Annotated in this window: 19 protein-coding genes; 13 read left to right on the top strand and 6 right to left on the bottom strand. The window is 60.9% G+C overall.

Features of this window, described 5'->3' with window-relative positions:
• The first annotated feature begins 72 nt into the window (after positions 1-72).
• The 3 genes from lpdA to lipA all read left to right on the top strand — a co-directional run bounded on the left by lpdA (position 73) and on the right by lipA (position 2,879).
• Positions 73-1,536 carry a dihydrolipoyl dehydrogenase gene (gene lpdA / locus G6K99_RS11060; RefSeq protein WP_062580991.1) on the top strand — a complete coding sequence of 488 codons (1,464 nt, stop codon included), beginning with the start codon at positions 73-75 and terminating at the stop codon, positions 1,534-1,536.
• Between the two features lie 70 nt (positions 1,537-1,606).
• The gene (locus G6K99_RS11065; RefSeq protein ID WP_113167569.1) at positions 1,607-1,852 is read left to right on the top strand and encodes a GlsB/YeaQ/YmgE family stress response membrane protein; all 246 of its coding nucleotides are present in this window, start codon (positions 1,607-1,609) and stop codon (positions 1,850-1,852) included.
• A gap of 37 nt (positions 1,853-1,889) precedes the next feature.
• The gene (lipA, locus tag G6K99_RS11070; RefSeq protein WP_062580989.1) at positions 1,890-2,879 is read left to right on the top strand and encodes a lipoyl synthase; all 990 of its coding nucleotides are present in this window, start codon (positions 1,890-1,892) and stop codon (positions 2,877-2,879) included.
• Between the two features lie 27 nt (positions 2,880-2,906).
• Here the strand turns inward: lipA and G6K99_RS11075 are convergent, their stop codons facing one another.
• Positions 2,907-3,104, bottom strand: coding sequence for a hypothetical protein (locus tag G6K99_RS11075; RefSeq protein ID WP_062456378.1), 198 nt, complete (start codon positions 3,102-3,104; stop codon positions 2,907-2,909).
• Between the two features lie 305 nt (positions 3,105-3,409).
• Between G6K99_RS11075 and G6K99_RS11080 the strand changes: the two genes are divergently transcribed.
• Positions 3,410-3,862, top strand: coding sequence for a type II toxin-antitoxin system RatA family toxin (locus tag G6K99_RS11080; RefSeq protein ID WP_062456381.1), 453 nt, complete (start codon positions 3,410-3,412; stop codon positions 3,860-3,862).
• Positions 3,863-3,874: 12 nt separating this feature from the next.
• On the opposite strand, the gene G6K99_RS11085 is transcribed toward G6K99_RS11080, so the two are convergent.
• Positions 3,875-4,372, bottom strand: coding sequence for a CinA family protein (locus G6K99_RS11085; protein ID WP_174196558.1), 498 nt, complete (start codon positions 4,370-4,372; stop codon positions 3,875-3,877).
• Positions 4,369-5,592, bottom strand: a complete 1,224-nt coding sequence (locus G6K99_RS11090) for a bifunctional 2-C-methyl-D-erythritol 4-phosphate cytidylyltransferase/2-C-methyl-D-erythritol 2,4-cyclodiphosphate synthase (protein WP_174196559.1) — start codon at positions 5,590-5,592, stop codon at positions 4,369-4,371. Before G6K99_RS11090 ends, G6K99_RS11085 begins: the two co-directional genes overlap by 4 nt.
• Before the next feature lie 147 nt (positions 5,593-5,739).
• On the opposite strand from G6K99_RS11090, the gene dusB reads away from it, so the two are divergent.
• The 9 genes from dusB to G6K99_RS11135 all read left to right on the top strand — a co-directional run bounded on the left by dusB (position 5,740) and on the right by G6K99_RS11135 (position 17,401).
• A complete protein-coding gene (dusB, locus tag G6K99_RS11095; RefSeq protein WP_174196824.1) occupies positions 5,740-6,762 on the top strand; it encodes a tRNA dihydrouridine synthase DusB in 1,023 nt (340 codons plus the stop codon).
• Positions 6,759-7,904, top strand: a complete 1,146-nt coding sequence (locus tag G6K99_RS11100; RefSeq protein ID WP_174196560.1) for a nitrogen regulation protein NR(II) — start codon at positions 6,759-6,761, stop codon at positions 7,902-7,904. The genes dusB and G6K99_RS11100 overlap by 4 nt, the downstream gene beginning before the upstream one ends.
• Entirely contained in the window at positions 7,904-9,355 is a 1,452-nt protein-coding gene (gene ntrC / locus G6K99_RS11105; protein ID WP_062456396.1) for a nitrogen regulation protein NR(I), read from the top strand. Before G6K99_RS11100 ends, ntrC begins: the two co-directional genes overlap by 1 nt.
• A 218-nt stretch (positions 9,356-9,573) precedes the next feature.
• A complete protein-coding gene (locus G6K99_RS11110) occupies positions 9,574-11,850 on the top strand; it encodes a PAS domain-containing sensor histidine kinase (RefSeq protein ID WP_174196561.1) in 2,277 nt (758 codons plus the stop codon).
• Positions 11,840-13,204 carry a sigma-54 dependent transcriptional regulator gene (locus tag G6K99_RS11115; RefSeq protein ID WP_113110622.1) on the top strand — a complete coding sequence of 455 codons (1,365 nt, stop codon included), beginning with the start codon at positions 11,840-11,842 and terminating at the stop codon, positions 13,202-13,204. Before G6K99_RS11110 ends, G6K99_RS11115 begins: the two co-directional genes overlap by 11 nt.
• 9 nt (positions 13,205-13,213) lie before the next feature.
• Positions 13,214-14,074 (top strand): D-amino-acid transaminase, encoded by an 861-nt coding sequence (locus tag G6K99_RS11120; protein ID WP_174196562.1) that lies wholly within the window; start codon positions 13,214-13,216, stop codon positions 14,072-14,074.
• A 106-nt stretch (positions 14,075-14,180) separates the two neighbouring features.
• A complete protein-coding gene (hfq, locus tag G6K99_RS11125; protein WP_007757453.1) occupies positions 14,181-14,423 on the top strand; it encodes an RNA chaperone Hfq in 243 nt (80 codons plus the stop codon).
• A gap of 2 nt (positions 14,424-14,425) precedes the next feature.
• A complete protein-coding gene (gene hflX / locus G6K99_RS11130) occupies positions 14,426-15,856 on the top strand; it encodes a GTPase HflX (protein WP_174196825.1) in 1,431 nt (476 codons plus the stop codon).
• 273 nt (positions 15,857-16,129) lie between these two features.
• Entirely contained in the window at positions 16,130-17,401 is a 1,272-nt protein-coding gene (locus G6K99_RS11135; RefSeq protein ID WP_174196563.1) for an MFS transporter, read from the top strand.
• 92 nt (positions 17,402-17,493) lie between these two features.
• On the opposite strand, the gene G6K99_RS11140 is transcribed toward G6K99_RS11135, so the two are convergent.
• The 3 genes from G6K99_RS11140 to G6K99_RS11150 all read right to left on the bottom strand — a co-directional run bounded on the left by G6K99_RS11140 (position 17,494) and on the right by G6K99_RS11150 (position 20,620).
• Positions 17,494-18,309: a ferredoxin--NADP reductase gene (locus G6K99_RS11140; protein WP_092660723.1), complete on the bottom strand. Its 816-nt coding sequence runs from the start codon at positions 18,307-18,309 to the stop codon at positions 17,494-17,496.
• Between the two features lie 128 nt (positions 18,310-18,437).
• Positions 18,438-18,947, bottom strand: a complete 510-nt coding sequence (locus G6K99_RS11145; protein WP_062456415.1) for a DUF934 domain-containing protein — start codon at positions 18,945-18,947, stop codon at positions 18,438-18,440.
• Positions 18,947-20,620 (bottom strand): nitrite/sulfite reductase, encoded by a 1,674-nt coding sequence (locus tag G6K99_RS11150; protein ID WP_174196564.1) that lies wholly within the window; start codon positions 20,618-20,620, stop codon positions 18,947-18,949. The genes G6K99_RS11145 and G6K99_RS11150 overlap by 1 nt, the downstream gene beginning before the upstream one ends.
• Between the last annotated feature and the right edge of the window lie 21 nt (positions 20,621-20,641).

A 20,641-nucleotide genomic window follows, 5' to 3' on the forward strand; every position in this document is an offset into this window, starting at 1 on the left:
GAATTCACATCGGCAGGCCGCGTATGGATGGTCGCCGCAGACACAGACTTAAAAAGACAAAGGCAGGAAACAATGGCTCAGTCCTACGATCTCATCGTTATCGGCGCCGGTCCGGGCGGTTATATCGCCGCGATCCGTGCATCCCAGCTGGGCATGAAGGTTGCCGTCGTCGAGCGCGAGCATCTGGCTGGCATCTGCTCCAACTGGGGCTGCATCCCGACCAAGGCGCTGCTGCGAACCGCTGACGTGCTGCACACCGCGCAGCATGCCAAGGATTACGGCCTGACGCTGGAAGGCACGATCACGCCTGACGTCAAGGCGGTCGTTGCGCGGTCGCGCGGCATTGCCAACCGCATGAACAGCGGCGTCGGCTTCCTGTTCAAGAAGAACAAGATCGATATCATCTGGGGCGAGGCCAAGGTCACCAAGCCGGCATCCGGTTCGCAGATGGCCGAAATCGTCGTCGGCAAGATCACCAAGGAGATCGTCCAGCCGCAGGGTCCGGTGCCCAAGAACACGCTGGGCGAGGGCACATACAACGCCAAGCACGTCATCGTCGCCACCGGCGCCCGTCCGCGTGCGCTGCCGGGTATCGAGCCGGATGGCAAGCTGATCTGGACCTATTTCGAAGCGATGAAGCCCGAAGAGCTGCCGAAGTCGCTGCTCGTCATGGGGTCTGGCGCGATCGGCATCGAGTTCGCGTCGTTCTACCGCACCATGGGCGTCGACGTGACCGTGGTCGAAATCATGAGCCAGGTCATGCCGGTCGAGGATGCCGAGATTTCGGCCTTCGCCAAGAAGCAGTTCGACAAGCAGGGCATCAAGATCCATCTCGAAGCCAAGGTCTCGAAGGTCGAGAAGGGTGCAAACTCGATCACGGCCACGATCGAGAAGAAGGACGGCACGTCGGAGAAGATCACCGCAGACCGGATGATCTCGGCTGTCGGCGTGCAGGCCAATATCGAGAATATCGGCCTTGAGGCTGTCGGCGTGAAGACCGACCGCGGCTTTATCGTCATCGACGGTTACGGCAAGACCAATGTCGAGGGTATCTACGCGATCGGCGATGTCGCAGGCGGTCCGCTGCTGGCGCACAAGGCCGAGCATGAAGCCGTCGTCTGCATCGAGAAGATCGCCGGCCTGCCCAACGTCCACGCCATGGACAAGAGCAAGATCCCGGGCTGCACCTATTGCAATCCGCAGGTCGCGTCGGTTGGTCTGACGGAAGCGAAAGCCAAGGAGCAGGGCCGCGAGATTCGCGTCGGCCGCTTCTCGTTTGCGGCCAATGGCAAGGCCGTGGCCCTCGGCGAGGACCAGGGCATGGTCAAGACGATCTTCGACAAGAAGACAGGCGAGCTCATCGGTGCACATATGGTCGGGGCGGAAGTGACCGAACTGATCCAGGGTTTCGTCGTCGCGATGAACCTCGAGACGACGGAAGAAGACCTGATGCACACCATCTTCCCGCATCCCACGATTTCGGAATCGATGAAGGAAAGCGTGCTCGACGCCTATGGTCGCGTCCTGAACGCTTAGGTTTCAGCGCCGATTGCATATGGGCGGCTCGCCGCCCATATCTGCTGAAGAGGTTTGAACGGAGTAAGACATGGGCGTGGGCTGGTTTGCAGCAATCATCATCGGAGGCCTGGCAGGCTGGCTTGCCGGCAAGCTGATGGATATGCGCTTCGGCATCTTCATGAATATCGTGATCGGCATTGTCGGCGCGGTGATTGCCAATGCGATCTTCGATTCTGCCAACATCCATGTTGCCAGCGGTTGGCTGGGTTACCTCGTGCAGGGTTTCGTCGGCTCGTGCATTTTGCTATTTGTCGCAAAACTCGTCAGGCGTTGACGGTACCCGCATTCAAGGCGGTTGAGGACAGTAATTTATGGTCACCATTCTCGACAGGATAAACCTCATCACCCCGGCAACGGGCGATGAGAAGCGTGTCCGCCATCCGGAAAAGGCGCATCGGCCCGATACCGAAGTGTTGCGCAAGCCGGAATGGATCCGTGTCAAGGCGCCGGTTTCCAAGGGCTATCAGGAAACCCGTTCGATCGTGAAGGAGCACAAGCTCGTCACTGTTTGTGAAGAAGCGGGTTGCCCCAACATCGGCGAGTGCTGGGACAAGAAGCACGCCACGTTCATGATCATGGGCGAGATCTGCACGCGCGCCTGCGCGTTCTGCAACGTCTCGACAGGAAAGCCGAACGCGCTCGACCTGTCAGAGCCTGAAAACGTCGCAAAGGCCGTCAAGGAGATGGGCCTCAGCCACGTCGTCATCACCTCGGTCGATCGTGACGATCTGGCCGATGGCGGTGCGGAGCATTTCGAAAAGGTGATCTGGGCAATCCGTGCAGCGTCACCGTTGACGACGATCGAGATCCTGACGCCGGACTTCCTCAAGAAGCCGGGCGCTCTCGAGCGCGTCGTTGCGGCAAAGCCCGACGTCTTCAACCACAATATGGAGACGGTTCCTGGCAACTACCTGACGGTTCGCCCCGGTGCGCGGTATTTCCACTCGGTTCGTCTGCTGCAGCGGGTGAAGGAACTGGATCCGACGATGTTTACCAAGTCGGGCATCATGGTCGGCCTCGGCGAAGAGCGCAACGAAGTGCTGCAGCTGATGGACGACCTGCGGACCGCCGACGTCGACTTCCTGACGATCGGCCAGTATCTGCAGCCGACCCGCAAGCATCATGCGGTGATGAGTTTCGTGACGCCGGAAGAGTTCAAGTCCTACGAGACTGTGGCCTATACGAAGGGCTTCCTGATGGTGGCGTCCAGCCCGCTGACGCGATCGTCGCATCACGCAGGCGATGATTTCGCCCGTCTGCGCGCCAATCGCGCCCGCAAGCTGCTCGCAGCAGCGGTGTAATCCGCACTTCTGCGGTCTGGCGGCCGATCACTCGGCCGCTTGAACCTTCTCGATCTTATCCTGGTTCTTGTCCTGCCCGCGGCGGCGCTCGCGCAGCGTCGTACGATGTCCGCGTGTCTCGGCTTTCGCCATTTCCACAAAATAGGCGAGCATGGGGAGCTGGTTCATATCGGCCAGTTGCTTGGCGGATTCGAGCAGCTTGATCATTTGTGTGAAGTCATCCATGGAATGCGTCTTTCCGACAGGTAAAAGCCAGTCATCTCCCGTGAAGCGTTATACGCAGGATTGATCCCGCGGATCATTACAACTTCATTGCTGAGACATTAAAATTATTTAATCTTCGGGCGTCCCGTTATCGAGCCGAGCGGCGACGTCCCAGATATGCCTTGAAGCAACAACCCGCCAGAGGGCAGGGCCATTTTTTTGGACGACAGCGAGAGCGCAGGATTTGGGCGCGCCTGATGTTGAAATCGCACCGACACATGCGTCAGCTTCTTGATCTTCTGCCTGTGCGCGATTAACTCCACGACATGCCCAAGTTCGAAATACGCCGCCCCGTCAAGCATAGTCCCGAGAAGATGTACGCGCTGGTCGCCGACATCGAGAAATATCCGGAATTCCTGCCGCTTTGTGAAGCGCTGTCGATCCGTTCCCGCAAGGAACGTGATGGCAAGGAGTTGCTGCTTGCCGACATGACCGTCGGCTACAAGGCGATCCGTGAAACTTTTACGACCCAGGTCCTGCTGCATCCGGCGGAGCAGGCGATCGATGTCAAATATATCGAAGGTCCGTTCAAGTATCTCGATAACCGCTGGCGGTTCGAGCCGGCGACGGACGGTTCCGACGGTTGCACCGTTGCCTTCTTCATCGACTATGAATTCAAGAGCATGATTCTCGGCGCGCTGATGGGTTCGATGTTCGACCGCGCTTTCCGCATGTTTGCTGAAGCGTTCGAAGCGCGCGCGGACAAGATCTACGCCTGATTAGGGTCAGGTTCAGGCCGCCGCCTCGAGCAGCATGTCCAACGCTGTGATGATGGTCGCAATCCGGATCTCGGTTCGGCCGATGTCGCCATAGCGCATCTCCCGGTGCAGGATCTTTCCGTTCCGGCCGCGCGCTGCGAGATGGACCAGCCCGACTGGCTTTTCGGACGAGCCGCCGCCGGGGCCTGCTATGCCTGTTACGGCAACCGCGAGACCGGCGCGGGAGCGGAACAGGGCGCCAGTTGCCATCAGCAGGGCAGTTTCCCTTGAGACGGCGCCGTGTGTTGCAAGCACCGACGAGGGCACTCCCAGCATGTCTGTCTTCGCGTCATTGGTATAAGTGACGAAGCCGCGATCGACGACCGCCGACGACCCGGCGATTTCGGTCAGCGCGCCTGCGATCAGGCCGCCGGTGCAGGACTCCGCCGTCGAGACCATCAGCTTGCGCGCCGAAAACGTCTCGATGATGCGCCGGGCCTGTGCCTCGATATCATCAGGAAAGAGGCTCATGCCCGCACCGATCCGAACACCACGGTGGCTGTGGCAATCGCTGCGATCCCCTCGCCACGGCCGACAAAGCCGATCTTCTCGTTGGTCGTCGCCTTGACCGAACAGCGGTCGAGCGAGATGCCGAGAATTTCGGCAAGCTTTTCGCGCATTTCCTGACGATGCGGACCGATCTTGGGGGCTTCCGCGATCAGCGACACATCGGCATTCATGATGGTGCCGCCGTGCTCGCGCACGATCTTCGCAGCATGTTCGAGAAAGATCCGTGAGGCCGCGCCCTTCCACTGCATATCGGAGGGCGGGAAGTGGTCGCCGATGTCGCCGGCGCCGCAAGTGGCGAGCAGCGCGTCGGTGAGGGCATGCAGCGCCACGTCGGCATCCGAATGGCCGCTCAGTTTCTGATCGTGCGGAATGAAGATCCCGCACAGCGTCACGCCGTCGCCCGGCACGAGCTGGTGGACGTCGTAGCCATTGCCGGTGCGAACATCCGGCAGATAGTGTGGGGCAGGGTTGCCCTGCGTGAGTTTTTCGTCAGCCATATCGATATCCCGCTTCAGCGTCAGTTTGATATTGTCGACGGAGCCTTCCACAATCGTCACGGCAAGGCCCGCCCATTCGGCGATCGAGGCATCGTCGGTGAAGTCGTCGTGGCGAAGGGCTGCGGCCTTTTCATGCGCGGTGCGGATTTCCGAGAGACGGAAGCTCTGCGGTGTCTGGGCCGCATAGAGCCCCGCCCGCGAAACCGTTTCGTGCACCAGCCCGTCCGATCCGCCACGCTTCAGCGTATCGGTCACCGCCATCGCCGGCAAGATTCCGTCATTGCCCGCGGCAAAGCCCTCTGCAATGCGATCCAGCAGTGCGTGGTCGACGAAAGGGCGGGCCGCGTCATGGATCATCACGTGGGTCGCCTCCGTTGCCGCAATCGCCCGCAGGCCCTCGTAGACGGAGCGCTGCCTTGTGTCGCCGCCGAAGGTGACAATGATGTTCTCGGCTCCGCCAAGTCCGTCCGTCGAGGCGGCGTAGAGCGCCTCGTCTTCTGGATGGATGACCACGACGATCGGGCCGCTCTTTGGCCAGGTCAGAAATTTCTGCAGCGTATGATGAATGACCGGCCGGCCACCGATACGGCGATATTGTTTCGGCCCGTCTCCCGGCGCGCCCGCACGCTCTCCGCGGCCAGCAGCCACGATGACGATGCCTATCTTGAAGATCTCGCCGTCCATGAGCCCTCGGAAATTGGTGGGAGGTTGACAGCCGCAGAACTATAGGACCAAAAGCCTTAATTCCAGCACGTCGCTTAAAAATAACGCAGCCTGTGAATTGCCCTTGGCAAACGCATGACTCCTGAATAAAAATAGTGCAGAAGAATTATCTGCCCGAAAGATCATCATTTGTCGCTCCCTGATCTATCCTCATCTTTTCATATCGGGCCAGTCGTCATCCGTAATCGGGTCGTCCTGGCGCCGATGTCCGGCGTCACCGATCTCCCGTTCCGCACGCTTGCCTGGCGTCACGGTGCGGGTCTGGTCGTGACCGAGATGGTGGCGAGCCGCGAGCTGGTGATGAACCGCGAGGAATCCTGGTCGCGCCTGCAGGGAACGGGGATCACGCCGCATATGGTGCAGCTCGCCGGTCGCGAAGCGCACTGGATGGCGGAGGCGGCAAAGATCGCCGAAGCCAATGGTGCCGATATCATCGACATCAACATGGGCTGTCCGGCGAAAAAGGTCACAGGGGGCTATTCGGGTTCTGCGCTGATGCGCGATCCCGATCACGCGCTGTCGATGATCGAGGCGACCGTCAAGGCGGTCAACGTGCCGGTCACCGTCAAGATGCGGCTCGGCTGGGACGAGAATACCATCAACGCACCGGAAATTTCGCGCCGTGCCGAACAGGCGGGCGCCCGGATGATCACCATCCATGGCCGCACCCGCATGCAGTTCTACGAGGGCAGGGCGGACTGGGATGCCATTCGTGCCGTTCGCGATGAGATCAAGATCCCGCTCATCGCCAACGGCGATGTCGAGACGCCGGAAGATGCGGCCGAGATCATCCGGCGTTCAGGCGCCGATGCGGTCATGGTCGGACGCGGTGCTCAGGGTCGTCCCTGGCATATCGGATGGCTGTCCGGCGCTTCTGCACCGGGCCGCGAGGAGATGGCTGTCATCGTCGTTGAACATTACGGAGCGATGCTGGAGCTTTACGGCCGCGAGGCCGGGCTTCGACACGCAAGAAAACATCTCGGCTGGTATCTCGACCGGTTCGCGCCGAACCTGCCCGCAGATCAGAAGGGCGCAATCATGATCTCGAAGGACGCGACCGACGTTTCGAAAAGAATGTCGTCGGCACTGCTCGACGGTGCGTTCGATGAGTCGGCAAGGAAGGCAGCATGACCAAGTCTCCCGCACCCGATGCCGCGCAGGGACAAGCGCTGGCCATGGCGGTTCTCAATTCCGTTCAGAACCCGGTCATTCTTGTCGATGCCGAAGGCAGGGTCGCATTTGCCAACTGGGAAGCCGAGTCGTTCTTCGGCTCCAGCGCCTCGCATCTGGCCAAGAACACGATCTCGAGTTTCATTCCGTTCGGAAGCCCGCTTCTTGCGCTGATCGATCAGGTGCGCGAGCGTAAGGCGCCCGTCAACGAGTACCGCGTCGACCTGTCGTCACCGCGCCTCGGCCAGGAAAAGCTGGTCGACCTCTATGTCGCGCCTGTCGTCAGCGAACCGGGGTCTGTCGTCGTGGTGTTCCAGGAACGCTCGATGGCCGACAAGATCGACCGCCAGCTGACACACCGGGCCGCAGCGCGCTCCGTCACCGGCCTTGCGTCGATGCTGGCGCACGAGATCAAGAACCCGCTCTCCGGCATCCGCGGAGCAGCCCAGCTGCTCGAGTCGGTCGTGCCGGACGAAGACCGCTCGCTGACCCGGCTGATCTGCGACGAGACCGACCGGATCGTCTCGCTGGTCGACCGCATGGAAGTGTTTTCCGACGAGCGTCCGATCGACCGGATGCCGCTCAACATCCATTCCGTGCTCGATCATGTGAAGGCTATCGCCAAGGCCGGGTTCGGACGCGACATCAAAATCGCGGAAATGTACGATCCGTCGCTGCCGCCGGTCTATGCGAACCGCGACCAGCTGGTGCAGGTGTTTTTGAACCTCATCAAGAATGCCGCCGAAGCGGTGGGTGATCAGCCGGATGCGGAGATCATGCTGACCACCGCCTACCGGCCGGGCATCCGCCTGTCGGTTGCCGGCACGCGGGAGAAGATCTCGCTGCCGCTGGAATTTTGCGTCATCGACAACGGTCCGGGCGTCCCGGCCGATATCCTGCCGCATCTGTTTGACCCCTTCATCACCACCAAGACGAACGGTTCCGGCCTTGGTCTGGCGCTGGTTGCTAAGATCATTGGTGCCCATGGCGGCATCATCGAATGCGACAGCCAGCCGCGCCGGACGATATTCCGCGTTCTTATGCCCATGCACAAGGAAGAAGGCGGCGATGGCCGCGCCTTGAACTTCACAGGAAGCGATTAATGACTGCCACGATCCTTGTCGCAGACGACGACGCAGCCATCCGCACGGTTCTCAACCAGGCGCTAACCCGCGCCGGTTATGACGTCCGCATTACATCGAATGCCGCAACGCTATGGCGCTGGATTTCCGCCGGCGAGGGCGATCTTGTCGTCACCGACGTGATCATGCCGGACGAGAACGCGTTCGACCTCCTGCCGCGCATCAAGAAGGCGAGGCCGGATCTTCCGGTACTGGTCATGAGCGCCCAGAACACGTTCATGACCGCCATCAAGGCCTCGGAGAAGGGCGCTTACGACTATCTGCCGAAGCCGTTCGACCTCACCGAGCTGATCGCCATCATCGGCCGGGCGCTGGCCGAGCCGAAGCGCAAGCCGGCCCGCCTCGACGACGATACGCAGGACGGCATGCCGCTGGTCGGCCGTTCGACGGCGATGCAGGAAATCTACCGCGTTCTGGCGCGTCTGATGCAGACCGACCTGACGCTGATGATTACCGGCGAGTCGGGCACCGGCAAGGAACTGGTCGCCCGCGCCCTGCATGACTACGGCAAGCGCCGCAACGGCCCGTTCGTCGCCATCAACATGGCGGCAATTCCGCGCGATCTGATCGAGTCGGAACTGTTCGGCCACGAAAAGGGAGCCTTCACCGGCGCCCAGAACCGCTCGACGGGCCGTTTCGAACAGGCCGAGGGCGGCACGCTGTTTCTCGACGAGATCGGCGACATGCCGATGGATGCTCAGACACGGCTTCTTCGTGTTCTGCAGCAGGGTGAATACACGACGGTCGGTGGCCGTACGCCGATCCGCACCGACGTCCGCATTGTTGCCGCGACAAACAAGGATCTGAAGCAACTCATCAACCAGGGTCTGTTCCGCGAGGACCTTTACTATCGCCTCAACGTCGTTCCGTTGCGCCTTCCGCCGCTCCGAGACCGCGCCGAAGATATTCCCGATCTCGTCCGTCATTTCATGCAGATGGCGGAAAAGGAGGGCCTCGACGGCAAGCGTTTCGAGACGGAAGCGCTGGATGCGATGAAGGCCTATGCCTGGCCGGGCAACGTCCGCGAGCTGGAAAACCTCGTGCGCCGCCTGATGGCGCTTTATCCACAGGATGTGATCACCCGCGAGATCATAGAGACGGAGCTTCGCTCCGATGTGCCGGATAGCCCGATCGACAAGATGACGGCCCGTTCAGGGTCTCTCACCATTGCCCAGGCGGTCGAAGAGAACATGCGGTCATACTTTGCCGGTTTCGGCGAAAACCTGCCGCCGCCAGGTCTTTACGACCGGGTTTTGACAGAAATGGAGTATCCGCTGATTCTTGCCGCGCTGACTGCCACCCGTGGCAACCAGATCAAGGCAGCAGATCTTCTCGGCCTCAACCGCAATACTCTGCGCAAGAAGATCCGCGAACTGGGCGTTTCGGTCTATCGCAGCTCGCGCGGCGCATAGTCCTGTCATTTCCGTTCGCCACAATCGCTTGACACTTCTGCTTCATCGTTGCATTTTCGCCACAAAGCGTTGCTTAAACATCACGCAGATTTACGCTTCAGGCTGAGCCTCCAGGCTCGGCCCGAGCAGCGCGAGTTTTCGTTGCAAATGAATGACTGGCGTCTGCGTCCGGATGAGATATCCGCACCGGCCACGCCACGAAGGCCGGGGTTTTAACGATGACGGATGGCGCTGCAACGCAGTCGGCCGAAACGGAGCCGGCAGCTGTAGTCCACGATCGGCGTGCATCCTTCGCGCTGCCGGGCCTGCTTCTTGCCGGTGGTGCACTGATCTGCGCCACACTCACACTGTTCGTGCTGCTGGGCGTGACGCCGGTCGCACCGACGACCAATGTTGTGATCGCGTCCGCCGCCATCAACTCGCTGTTTATTCTTGGCCTCGTCTACCTGATCGGCAGAGAGGTCGGACGACTGGTAAAGGCCAGGCGTCGCGGCCGTGCTGCCGCCCGTCTACATGTGCGCATCGTCGTCCTGTTCTCCTTCGTCGCCATCACGCCCGCCGTGCTGGTTGCGATTTTCGCCAGCCTGACGCTGAGCGTCGGTCTCGATCGCTGGTTTTCGCTGCGCACGCAGTCGATCGTGCAGTCGTCGCAGGACGTTGCACGAGCCTATATGATGGAGAACGCAAGTTACCTTCAGGGCCAGACCGTCTCGATGTCGAACGATCTCGAGCGGAACCGCGCGATGTATTATCTCGACCGCACCGGTTTCATCGATCTGCTGACCCGTCAGGCACGGGGCCGTGGTCTGCTCGGCGCCTTCCTGGTGCAGGAGGATGGCCAGGCGGTCGCGCAGGCCGACATCAAGACGGAAAAGCCGCTGCCGGCCATTCCTCAGGATGCCCTCAAGAGTGCTGCGTCAGGTCAGCCGACGCTTATCCCGCCGGGCATTACCAATCTGGTTGGCGCCGTCATCAAGATCGATACGATCCCGGGCGCCTTTCTCTACACGATCCGGGCCGTCGATCCGCGCGTCATGAACGCGATGCGGCTGATGGAGGAGAACACGGCCGAATACAAGGCGATGGAAGCCGGCCGCATGTCGCTGCAGGTCGCCTTCGCCGTGCTCTATCTCGGCTTTGCGCTGATCGTGCTTCTCGCCGCCATCTGGGCCGCGATTGCTGTCGCCGACCGTATCGTGCGTCCGATCCGGCTTCTGATCAGTGCGGCAGACAGCGTCGCCACCGGCAATCTTAACGTGGTCGTCCCGGTTCGCACTGTCGACGGCGACGTCGGCAGCTTGTCGCGGACCTTCAACAAGATGATTTCCGAGATCCGCAGCCAGCGCGATGAAATCCTCGAGGCCAAGGACGAGGTCGACGATCGCCGCCGGTTTATCGAGGCGGTGCTGTCGGGCGTCACCGCTGCCGTCATCGGCGTCGAGGCCGACCGCCGCATCACCATCGTCAATCCGACGGCCGAAGACTTCCTCGGTGCGCCTGCCGAAGAGCTGATGGGCAAGACGCTGGATGACGTGGCGCCTGAGATCGACCACGTTCTGACCGAGGCGACCGCCCGTTCGCGCGGCGATTTCCGCAAGCAGGTCAATCTGATGCGCAACGGTACCGAGCGGACGCTGTCCGTGCAGGTCACCCGTGAAGAGCAGCGTTCGCCGCAGGACGCCTATGTGATCACCCTTGATGACATTACCGACCTCGTGATCGCGCAGCGTTCCACCGCCTGGGCGGATGTGGCGCGGCGTATCGCGCATGAGATCAAGAACCCGCTCACCCCGATCCAGCTTTCCGCCGAGCGCCTGAAGCGCCGCTACGGCAAGCAGATCGACCCCAGCGACCGGGCCGTGTTCGACCAGTGCACCGATACGATCGTGCGCCAGGTGGGCGATATCGGCCGCATGGTCGATGAATTCTCATCGTTTGCCCGAATGCCGAAGCCGGCCAAGGAAGATGCGGACTTACGCGATATCCTGCGCGATGCCATCTTCCTGCGCGAAATGGGTGAGACACATGTGGACTTCATTCGCGAGCTCGGAGATCAACCGCTGAAAGGTCTTTTCGATGCCCGCATGCTGGGCCAGGCTTTCGGAAACCTCGTCAAGAATGCAGTCGAGGCAATCGAGGCTGTGCCGAGCGATCAGCAGCGCGACGGCCGCAAGATCATGGTTCGCGCAGCGCTTGAAAAAGGTCGGGACACGTTCGTCGTCGATATCATCGACAACGGCAACGGACTGCCGACCGAGAACCGGCACCGCATTCTGGAGCCTTACATGACGATGCGCGAGAAGGGCACGGGCCTTGGCCTCGCGATCGTGAAGAAGATCATCGAGGAGCATGGCGGGCAGCTGGAGCTGCACGATGCTCCCAACGATTTCGATCATGGCAAGGGCGCCATGATCCGGGTGCTGCTGCCGCATGTCGAGCGGGTGGCAAAGCCCAACACAGATAATAACGATAGGGAACTGGCATATGGCATCTGATATTCTTGTCGTCGATGACGAGGCCGACATTCGTGACATCGTTTCGGGGATCCTGTCCGACGAGGGCCATGAAACACGAACGGCACACGATGCGGACAGCGCGCTTGCGACGATATCCGACCGTGTGCCACGGCTCGTCTTTCTCGATATCTGGATGCAGGGATCTCGTCTCGATGGTCTAGCGCTCCTCGAGGAGATCAAGTCCCGTCATCCGGATCTCCCTGTCGTCATGATTTCCGGTCACGGCAATGTCGAGACGGCGGTATCAGCCATCAAGCGCGGTGCCTTCGACTTTATCGAGAAGCCGTTCAAGGCCGATCGGCTGATCCTGATCGCCGAGCGGGCGCTCGAAAACTCCAAGCTGAAGCGCGAAGTGACAGAGCTGAAACGCCGTACCGGGGACGCCGCCGAACTGGTTGGCACGTCGGTTGCCGTGTCGCAGCTTCGCCAGACGATCGAGAAGGTCTCGCCCACCAACAGCCGCATCATGATCCTTGGCCCTTCCGGTTCCGGCAAGGAGCTTGTGGCGCGGATGATCCACAAGAAGTCCTCGCGGGTAACGGGGCCGTTCGTTGCACTGAATGCCGCAACGATCACGCCTGACCGCATGGAGATCGCGCTGTTCGGGACCGAGGGCGGCCCCGGCCAGCCGCGCAAGATCGGCGCGCTGGAAGAGGCGCATCGCGGCATTCTCTATCTCGACGAGATCGGTGAAATGCCGCGCGAGACGCAGAACAAGATCCTCCGTGTGCTTGTCGATCAGCAGTTCGAACGCGTCGGCGGTTCCAAGCGGGTCAAGGTGGATGTGCGCATCATCTCGTCGACCGCCCTCAATCTCGAGAGCCTGATTGCCGAAGGGGCGTTTCGCGAAGATCTCTATCACCGCCTCGCTGTCGTGCCAGTCAAGGTGCCGGCGCTGGCCGAACGGCGGGAGGATATTCCGTTCCTTGTCGACATGTTCATGCGCCAGATCTCCGAGCAGGCGGGTATCCGTGCCCGCAAGATCGGGGACGATGCCATGGCGGTGCTGCAGGCGCATGACTGGCCGGGCAATATCCGTCAGCTGCGCAACAATATCGAACGGCTGATGATCCTTGCCCGCACCGATGGTCCGGACACCGCGATATCAGCGGACATGCTGCCGCCGGATCTCGGCGACATGCTGCCGAAAGTCTCGGCGAAGGGCGATGTGCATATCATGACGCTGCCCCTGCGTGAGGCACGCGAAATGTTCGAACGCGACTATCTCGTCGCGCAGATCAACCGCTTCGGCGGCAACATTTCGCGAACTGCAGAATTCGTCGGCATGGAGCGCTCGGCGCTGCACCGGAAACTGAAGTCGCTGGGCGTATAAGGGATCAGCATGCGTATCGCTTACGTCAACGGCCAGTATGTAAGGCATTCCGAGGCTGCGGTTCATATCGAGGACCGCGGTTTCCAGTTCGCCGATGGTGTCTACGAAGTCTGCGAGGTCCGGGACGGGCTGATCGTAGATCTGACGCGGCATCTGAAACGGCTCGACCGGTCGCTGAGCGAGCTGCGCATGACCCAGCCGATGAGCCGCGCGGCACTCACCCTCGTCATCCGGGAAGTGCTGCGCCGCAACCGGGTTCGCAACGGCATCTTCTACATGCAGGTGACACGCGGTGCGGCAAAGCGCGACCATTTCTTCCCGCCGGAAGGGACGGCTCCGACCATCACGATCACTGCCAAGAGCACCGATCCGTCGCTGCTTGCCAAGAAGTACGCCACCGGCATCAAGGTGATCACGCTGCTCGAAAACCGCTGGGACCGCGTCGACATCAAGACCGTCGGTCTGTTGCCCAACGTTCTCGCCAAGCAGCAGGCCCGTGATGCGGGTGCGCATGACGCGATCTTCGTTACGCGGGACGGCATGGTGCTGGAAGGTGCGTCCGCCAATGCCTGGATCGTCACGCCGGATGGCGAGCTCGTCACGCGGCCGGCCGAGCGCGGCATCCTGAAGGGCATTACCCGCACGACGGCGATCGATGTTGCGGCGAAGCTCGGTCTCGTTTTTGTCGAGCGGGAGTTCTCCGTGGACGAAATGCTGTCCGCCCGCGAGGCCTTCATGACGTCTGCAACCGGCATTTGTGTACCGGTCGTCGAGGTCGATGGTAAGCCTGTCGCCAACGGCCATCCAGGCACCGTCTCAAGCGATATAAGGGACGCTTTTTTCGCGATTGCGGAGAAGACGGCGATTTGATAACCACACTGTCAGGGGAAGGGAAACACGAGGGCGTTTCCCGCTCAACTCTAGAAATTTTGATCAGCTTCCGGCAATGACCGGCAAGAAAGAAAGAAGCGACGCTATGGCGGAACGTTCTCAGAACCTGCAGGATTTGTTTCTCAACACAGTCCGCAAACAGAAGATTTCCCTGACGATATTTTTGATCAATGGGGTAAAGCTCACGGGCGTCGTGACCTCGTTCGACAATTTCTGTGTGCTTCTACGCCGTGACGGACACTCGCAGCTCGTGTATAAGCACGCTATCTCCACCATCATGCCGGGCCAGCCGATGCAGATGTTCGAGACCGAAGAAAACGCTGCTTAAGGATCGATAGAATCTCCAATCGCGATACCTCGAACGAATCAATAGTCCCGGAAGCTGAAAAGCACCGGGACGACATGCGCGCTGTTGTCATCGTGCCGGTACTAAAACAGAGCCGGACACGCGGCGGGCAGGGCGATGCGACAGCCACGCCTGTGCCCTCAAGACCTGCCGCACCGCAGCGATCCAACGAAGCCCGGCTTGAAGAAGCGACCGGCCTTGCGCGCGCGATCGATCTCGAGATCGCCGAAGGCATGATCGTGACCGTCGGTCAGCCGCGTCCGGCCACGCTGATGGGAACCGGCAAGATCGAAGAGATCAAGGCGCTTCTCGACGAGAAGGATGCCGGGCTCGTCATCGTCGACCATCCGCTGACGCCTGTGCAGCAACGCAATCTCGAAAAGGAATGGGGCGCCAAGGTCATCGACCGCACCGGCCTCATTCTGGAGATTTTCGGCCGCCGTGCCTCCACCAAGGAAGGCACGCTGCAGGTCGATCTCGCTCACCTGAATTACCAGAAGGGCCGTCTCGTTCGGTCCTGGACCCACCTTGAACGCCAGCGCGGTGGTGCGGGCTTCATGGGTGGTCCCGGTGAAACCCAGATCGAAGCCGACAGACGGCAGTTGCAGGACAAGATCATCAAGCTCGAGAGGGAGCTTGAACAGGTCGTGCGGACCCGCCAGCTGCACCGCGCCAAACGCCGCAAGGTGCCGCATCCGATCGTGGCGCTGGTCGGCTATACCAATGCCGGCAAGTCGACGCTGTTCAACCGCATTACCGGCGCCGGTGTGCTGGCCGAGGACATGCTGTTTGCGACGCTCGATCCAACGCTGCGCCGGATGAAGCTGCCGCATGGCCGCACCGTCATCATGTCCGATACGGTGGGGTTCATCTCCGATCTTCCGACCCACCTTGTCGCCGCCTTCCGCGCGACGCTGGAAGAGGTGCTGGAAGCCGATCTCGTGCTGCATGTGCGCGACATGTCCGACCCTGACAATGCCGCCCAGTCGGCTGACGTGCTGCGCATCCTCGCCGATCTCGGGATCGACGAGAAGGAGAGCGAGAAGCGCATCATCGAGGTCTGGAACAAGATCGACCGGCTCGACCCGGAAAGCCACGACGCGCTGTTCGAGCGTGCCCAGGGGCGCGCCAACATCATGGCCGTCTCGGCGATCACAGGCGAAGGCGTCGAGGCACTGCTCGATGAAGTCTCGAACCGGCTTTCCGGCGTGCTGACCGAGGCCGAGATCGTGATCCCGGCCGATAAGCTGGCACTCGTCTCCTGGGTCTACGGCAATGCCGTGGTGAGCGAGCGTGAGGACAATGAGGACGGCTCGGTGACGCTGGTCGTCAAACTCACGGATCGGCAGGCTTCTGAACTGGAGCGCAGGCTCGGGAACGGCGCAAAGCCGGACAAGGAAGAGTGGGAGCGGTAAGACGCTCCTTCTTCATTCCCTGTAGCTGCTGCGAAGGTTCGCGGGAGCGTATTTCCCTCCATACGGATGGTAATTCGCTTTGTGAACCTATGTCGGAAAACGCCAGTCCAGTAACGCTCCATTGTGATACGTATTCATCTTCGTGGCGCGAAGCTAACACACTGACAATATTTGAGTATTAAATAGGGTTTACGCGTAATTCACGGGCGGCGGAAGCAACCAAAGCTTGGCGGATGCATTTAGGCTGCGCTCTCCAGCTAAGGTTCGCTCCTGATGACATCATCCGTTCTTCACAAATCTGCGGGTGGCAATCCACCGCGCATCTTCTCCGACCGATCTCTGGCGGCGCTCTGCCTCCTCAATTTCTTTCTAGCCGATGCGCGTGATGGGCTCGGGCCGTTTCTTGATGCTTTCCTTGCGACGCAAGGCTGGTCATCGATGTCACTCGGCCTGATCGCCACAGTCGGTGGTTTGATCGGACTGGCGGCCACGCCGCTTTGCGGGGCGCTGGTCGATGGAACGTCGTGGAAACGGGCGCTCGTTGCCATTCCGGTCGTGGTGGTCACCGCTGCAGCGCTGGTGACGCTTCTTTCCCCCAATCCGGCAATTGTCTGGATCGGTCAGATCGGGACCGCCGTCGTCGGCGCCGTGATCGGTCCGGCACTGGCCGGCCTGACGCTGGGTCTCGTCGGCGAGAAGCTGTTTTCGCAACAGATCGCTCGCAACGAGTTCTGGAACCACACAGGCAATTTCGCCTCGCTGTTTGCCGTCTATGTCATCATCTCGCTGTTCGGCCAGGGTGGCATGATCTGGCTGATGATCGCGACGGCGTTCGGTGCTCTTGCGGCAGTCGCAATGATCGATCCTGATCGCATCGATCACAAGGTCGCCCGCGGCCTTGCGGCGAACGACGGCAGCGGAGCAGACGCTAGCGCGGCGGAGGCGCCATCCGGTTTTAGTGTGCTTCTGAAAAGCCGGGGACTTATTCTGCTTGCACTGATCCTGATGATCTTCCATTTCGGCAACGCGCCGATGAGCCGGTTGATCGCCCAGCAGTTCGCCATCGAACTCGGAACACCATTCCGGACCACGGCGATCATCACAGGCATCGCCCAGCTTTCGATGGTGGCTGTCGCGGTCGTGACGCCGTTCCTGATCCGAAGGCTTGGCCTTGCCGCGACGCTTGCGATCGGGCTTGCAGCGCTGCCGATCCGCGGGTTGATCGCCGGCAGCTTCGACGGTTTCTGGGTCGTGTGGCCCGTCCAGATCCTCGACGGCGTCGGTGCCGGGCTGCTTGGCATCGTCACACCGGTTGCAGTGGAACGCATCCTGAAGGGTACAGGCCGTTTCAATGTCGGCTTTGCGAGCTTGATGACGGTCCAGGGCCTCGGCGCATCGCTCAGCAACGTCGTTGCCGGCTATGTGGTCAGCCAGGGAGGCTATGCGGTCTCGCATCTCGTCGGGGGCGGCGTCGCGCTGATCGCCGTGGCCGTCTTCGCGATCTACCACAAGGAAATCGCGCCATCGCAAAAGTCGATTGGCTGAAAAATGAATGCCGCGATCCCGGCTCAGTTCGGGGATCGCGGCATTTATGTTCAAATCATTAGGTCGGTCTTTTAAACCAATATCTCAGAAGCTCAGCCGACGAACGCGCGTTCGATAACGAACTCGCTCGGCTTGTTGTTGGCACCTTCGGTGAGGCCTGCATTCTCCAGACGTTCCTTGGTGTCTTTCAGCATCGCAGCCGAGCCGCAGATCATGCCGCGGTCGACCGCGGGGTCGAGCGGCGGCACGCCGAGATCGGTGAACAGCTTGCCGTTGTCGATCAGGTCCGTGATGCGGCCCTGATAGGGGAATGCCGCGTCGCGGGTGACGGTCGGATAATGCTTCAGCTTGGTGCCGACGACTTCGGAGAGGAACTCGTGATTTCGGATCTCTTCCATCAGGTCGAAACCGTATTTCAGCTCCGCCACTTCGCGGCAGGTATGGGTCAGGATGACCTCATCGAACTTCTCGTAGGTTTCCGGATCGCGGATCAGGCTTGCGAACGGAGCGATGCCTGTACCTGTCGAGAACATGTAGAGACGCTTGCCCGGCGTCAGCGCGTCGAGCACAAGCGTTCCTGTCGGCTTCTTGCGCATCAGAACCGTATCGCCCGGCTTGATCGCCTGCAGATGCGAGGTCAGCGGGCCATCCGGAACCTTGATCGAGAAGATCTCGATCTCCTCGTCCCAGGAGGGGCTGGCAATCGAATAGGCGCGGTAGATCGGCTTGTCGCCGACCATCAGGCCGATCATGGCAAATTCGCCGGACCGGAAGCGGAAGCCTGCCGGACGTGTCATGCGGAAGCGGAACAGATGATCCGTGAAATGCTCCACCGAAAGCACGGTTTCGGCGTAGACTCCATCCGGGATCTTCACGGCAAACTCTTCGGTCTTGGCAGGTGCGTTCATAGTCTCGTCCGTTACTCGGTCAGATTGGTCTCGCAGCAGCGAAATACACTATCGAGCCGCGCTTATGAAGCAATCGGCCGCGCTTTCTGGCCGATCGCTTAGAAAATATGTCTTCTGGGGTCAGCTTTTCAAGCCGGCACAGAGCGGCGGCGCCAGCTATAGCCTTCACCCGGTTCCGCAGGACGCGCCGTCGGCTGGTAGTGAACGTCAATGCCCGGCAGGCGGCCTTCCTCCAGACGCTGCAATGCCGTCGCGTTGGTGACCGCGAAGCTGTCGATGCCACAGCGCAGCATCAGCGGGACCTGGTCGATCAGGACATCGCCCACGGCGCGCAACTCGTTCTTGTAGGCCAGACGATCGCGCAGCAGCGAGGCGTGGCTGAAAGCGCGGCCATCGCTGAAGGCCGGAAACTCCACCGCCACAAGCTCGATGCGGTAGAGATAGGGCTCAAGCTTCCGGACGTCGTCGGCGGGCTTGATCAGCACACCGAGACCGACATCGTTGCTGGCTTCCGCCTTCTCGATGAATTCGGCAAGGGCTAGAAGCGGCTTCTGCTCGCCCTCGGCCTTTACCTCTTCCGTCTCGATCACCCATTGGTCGTTGGCGACGAAGCCGGTTTCTCTCCAGATCTTCGCCATCACGCCGCCTCCGCCTTCGCGTCACCGTAGAGCGCATCCTTGAAGGGCTGCGGTCCAACCCGGCGATAGGCGGCGAGGAAGGTTTCTTCCTGGCCATGCCGAAGCCCGAGATAGGTGTTGACGATGGTTTCGATCGCGTCCGTCACCTTCGACGGCTCGAAGCCGCGACCGATGATTTCGCCGATCGAGGTGTTCTCGTCGGCCGAACCGCCAAGCGTGATCTGGTAGAGCTCGGTGCCCTTCTTCTCGACGCCCAGAAGGCCGATATGGCCCACATGGTGGTGGCCGCAGGCGTTGATGCAGCCGGAGATCTTGATCTTCAGCTCACCGATTTCCGCCTGCCGCTCCGGGGAGCCGAAGCGTGTGGAGATTTCCTGCGCGACCGGGATCGAACGGGCGTTTGCTAGAGCACAATAGTCCAAGCCCGGACAGACGATCATGTCCGTGATCAGGTTGGAATTTGCCGTTGCCAGATTGTGGGCGGCGAGGGCGCGATAAAGCGGCTCGAGATCGGCCAGCGCCACGTGCGGCAGGATGACGTTCTGCTCGTGGCTGATGCGGATCTCGTCATGGCCGAACTCTTCCGCGAGATCGGCCATCGCATCCATCTGCACATCGGACGCATCGCCCGGAATGCCGCCGATGGGCTTCAGCGAGATGGTAACCATGCCGTAGTCCGGATGCTTGTGCGGCTGGACGTTCTGGTCCACCCAGCGGGCAAAGTTCTCGTCCTGCCGCTTCCAGCTCGCGAGTTCCTTCCATCCTTCGGCGCGGTTCGCCAAGGCGGGCGGTGCGAAGTAGGCGGTGATCGCCTCGATATCCCGTTCCGGCAGTTTCAGCTCGGTGCCCTGCAGGTGCTGGAATTCTTCCTCCACCTGACGGGTCAGTTCCTCGACGCCGGTTTCGTGCACTAGGATCTTGATGCGAGCCTTGTACTTGTTGTCGCGGCGACCGTTGAGATTGTACACCCGCATGATGGCGGTCGTGTAGGAGAGGAGGTCCTCTTCCGGCAGGAAGTCGCGGATCTTCTTGGCGATCAGCGGTGTGCGGCCCTGTCCGCCGCCGACATAGACAGCAAAGCCGATCTCGCCCTTGTCGTTCTTCTTCAGGTGCAGGCCGATGTCATGCACCTGGATCGCGGCGCGGTCGCGCTCGGCGCCGGTCACGGCGATCTTGAACTTGCGGGGCAGGAACGAGAATTCCGGATGGACCGACGACCACTGGCGCAGGATTTCCGCATAAGGGCGCGGATCTGCAACTTCATCGGCTGCAGCGCCGGCGAAATGATCCGCGGTGACGTTACGAATGCAGTTGCCCGATGTCTGCAGCGCGTGCATTTCGACGGTTGCGAGTTCGGACAGGATATCCGGCGTGTCCGACAGTTTCGGCCAGTTGTACTGGATGTTCTGCCTGGTGGTGAAATGGCCGTAGCCGCGGTCGTACTTGCGGGCGATATGCGCCAGCATCCGCATCTGCTTTGCATTCAGCGTGCCGTAGGGGATGGCGACGCGCAGCATATAGGCATGCAGCTGGAGATAGACGCCGTTCATCAGGCGCAGCGGCTTGAACGCATCCTCGGCAAGCGCGCCGGACAGGCGACGCTCCACCTGATCGCGGAACTGCTCCACGCGGCCTGATACAAATGCGTGGTCGAATTCGTCGTAACGATACATGATCTCTGTGAACTCTCGGTA

This window comes from Neorhizobium sp. AL 9.2.2, assembly GCF_013317225.1.
Taxonomy (GTDB): Bacteria; Pseudomonadota; Alphaproteobacteria; order Rhizobiales; family Rhizobiaceae; genus Neorhizobium; species Neorhizobium soli.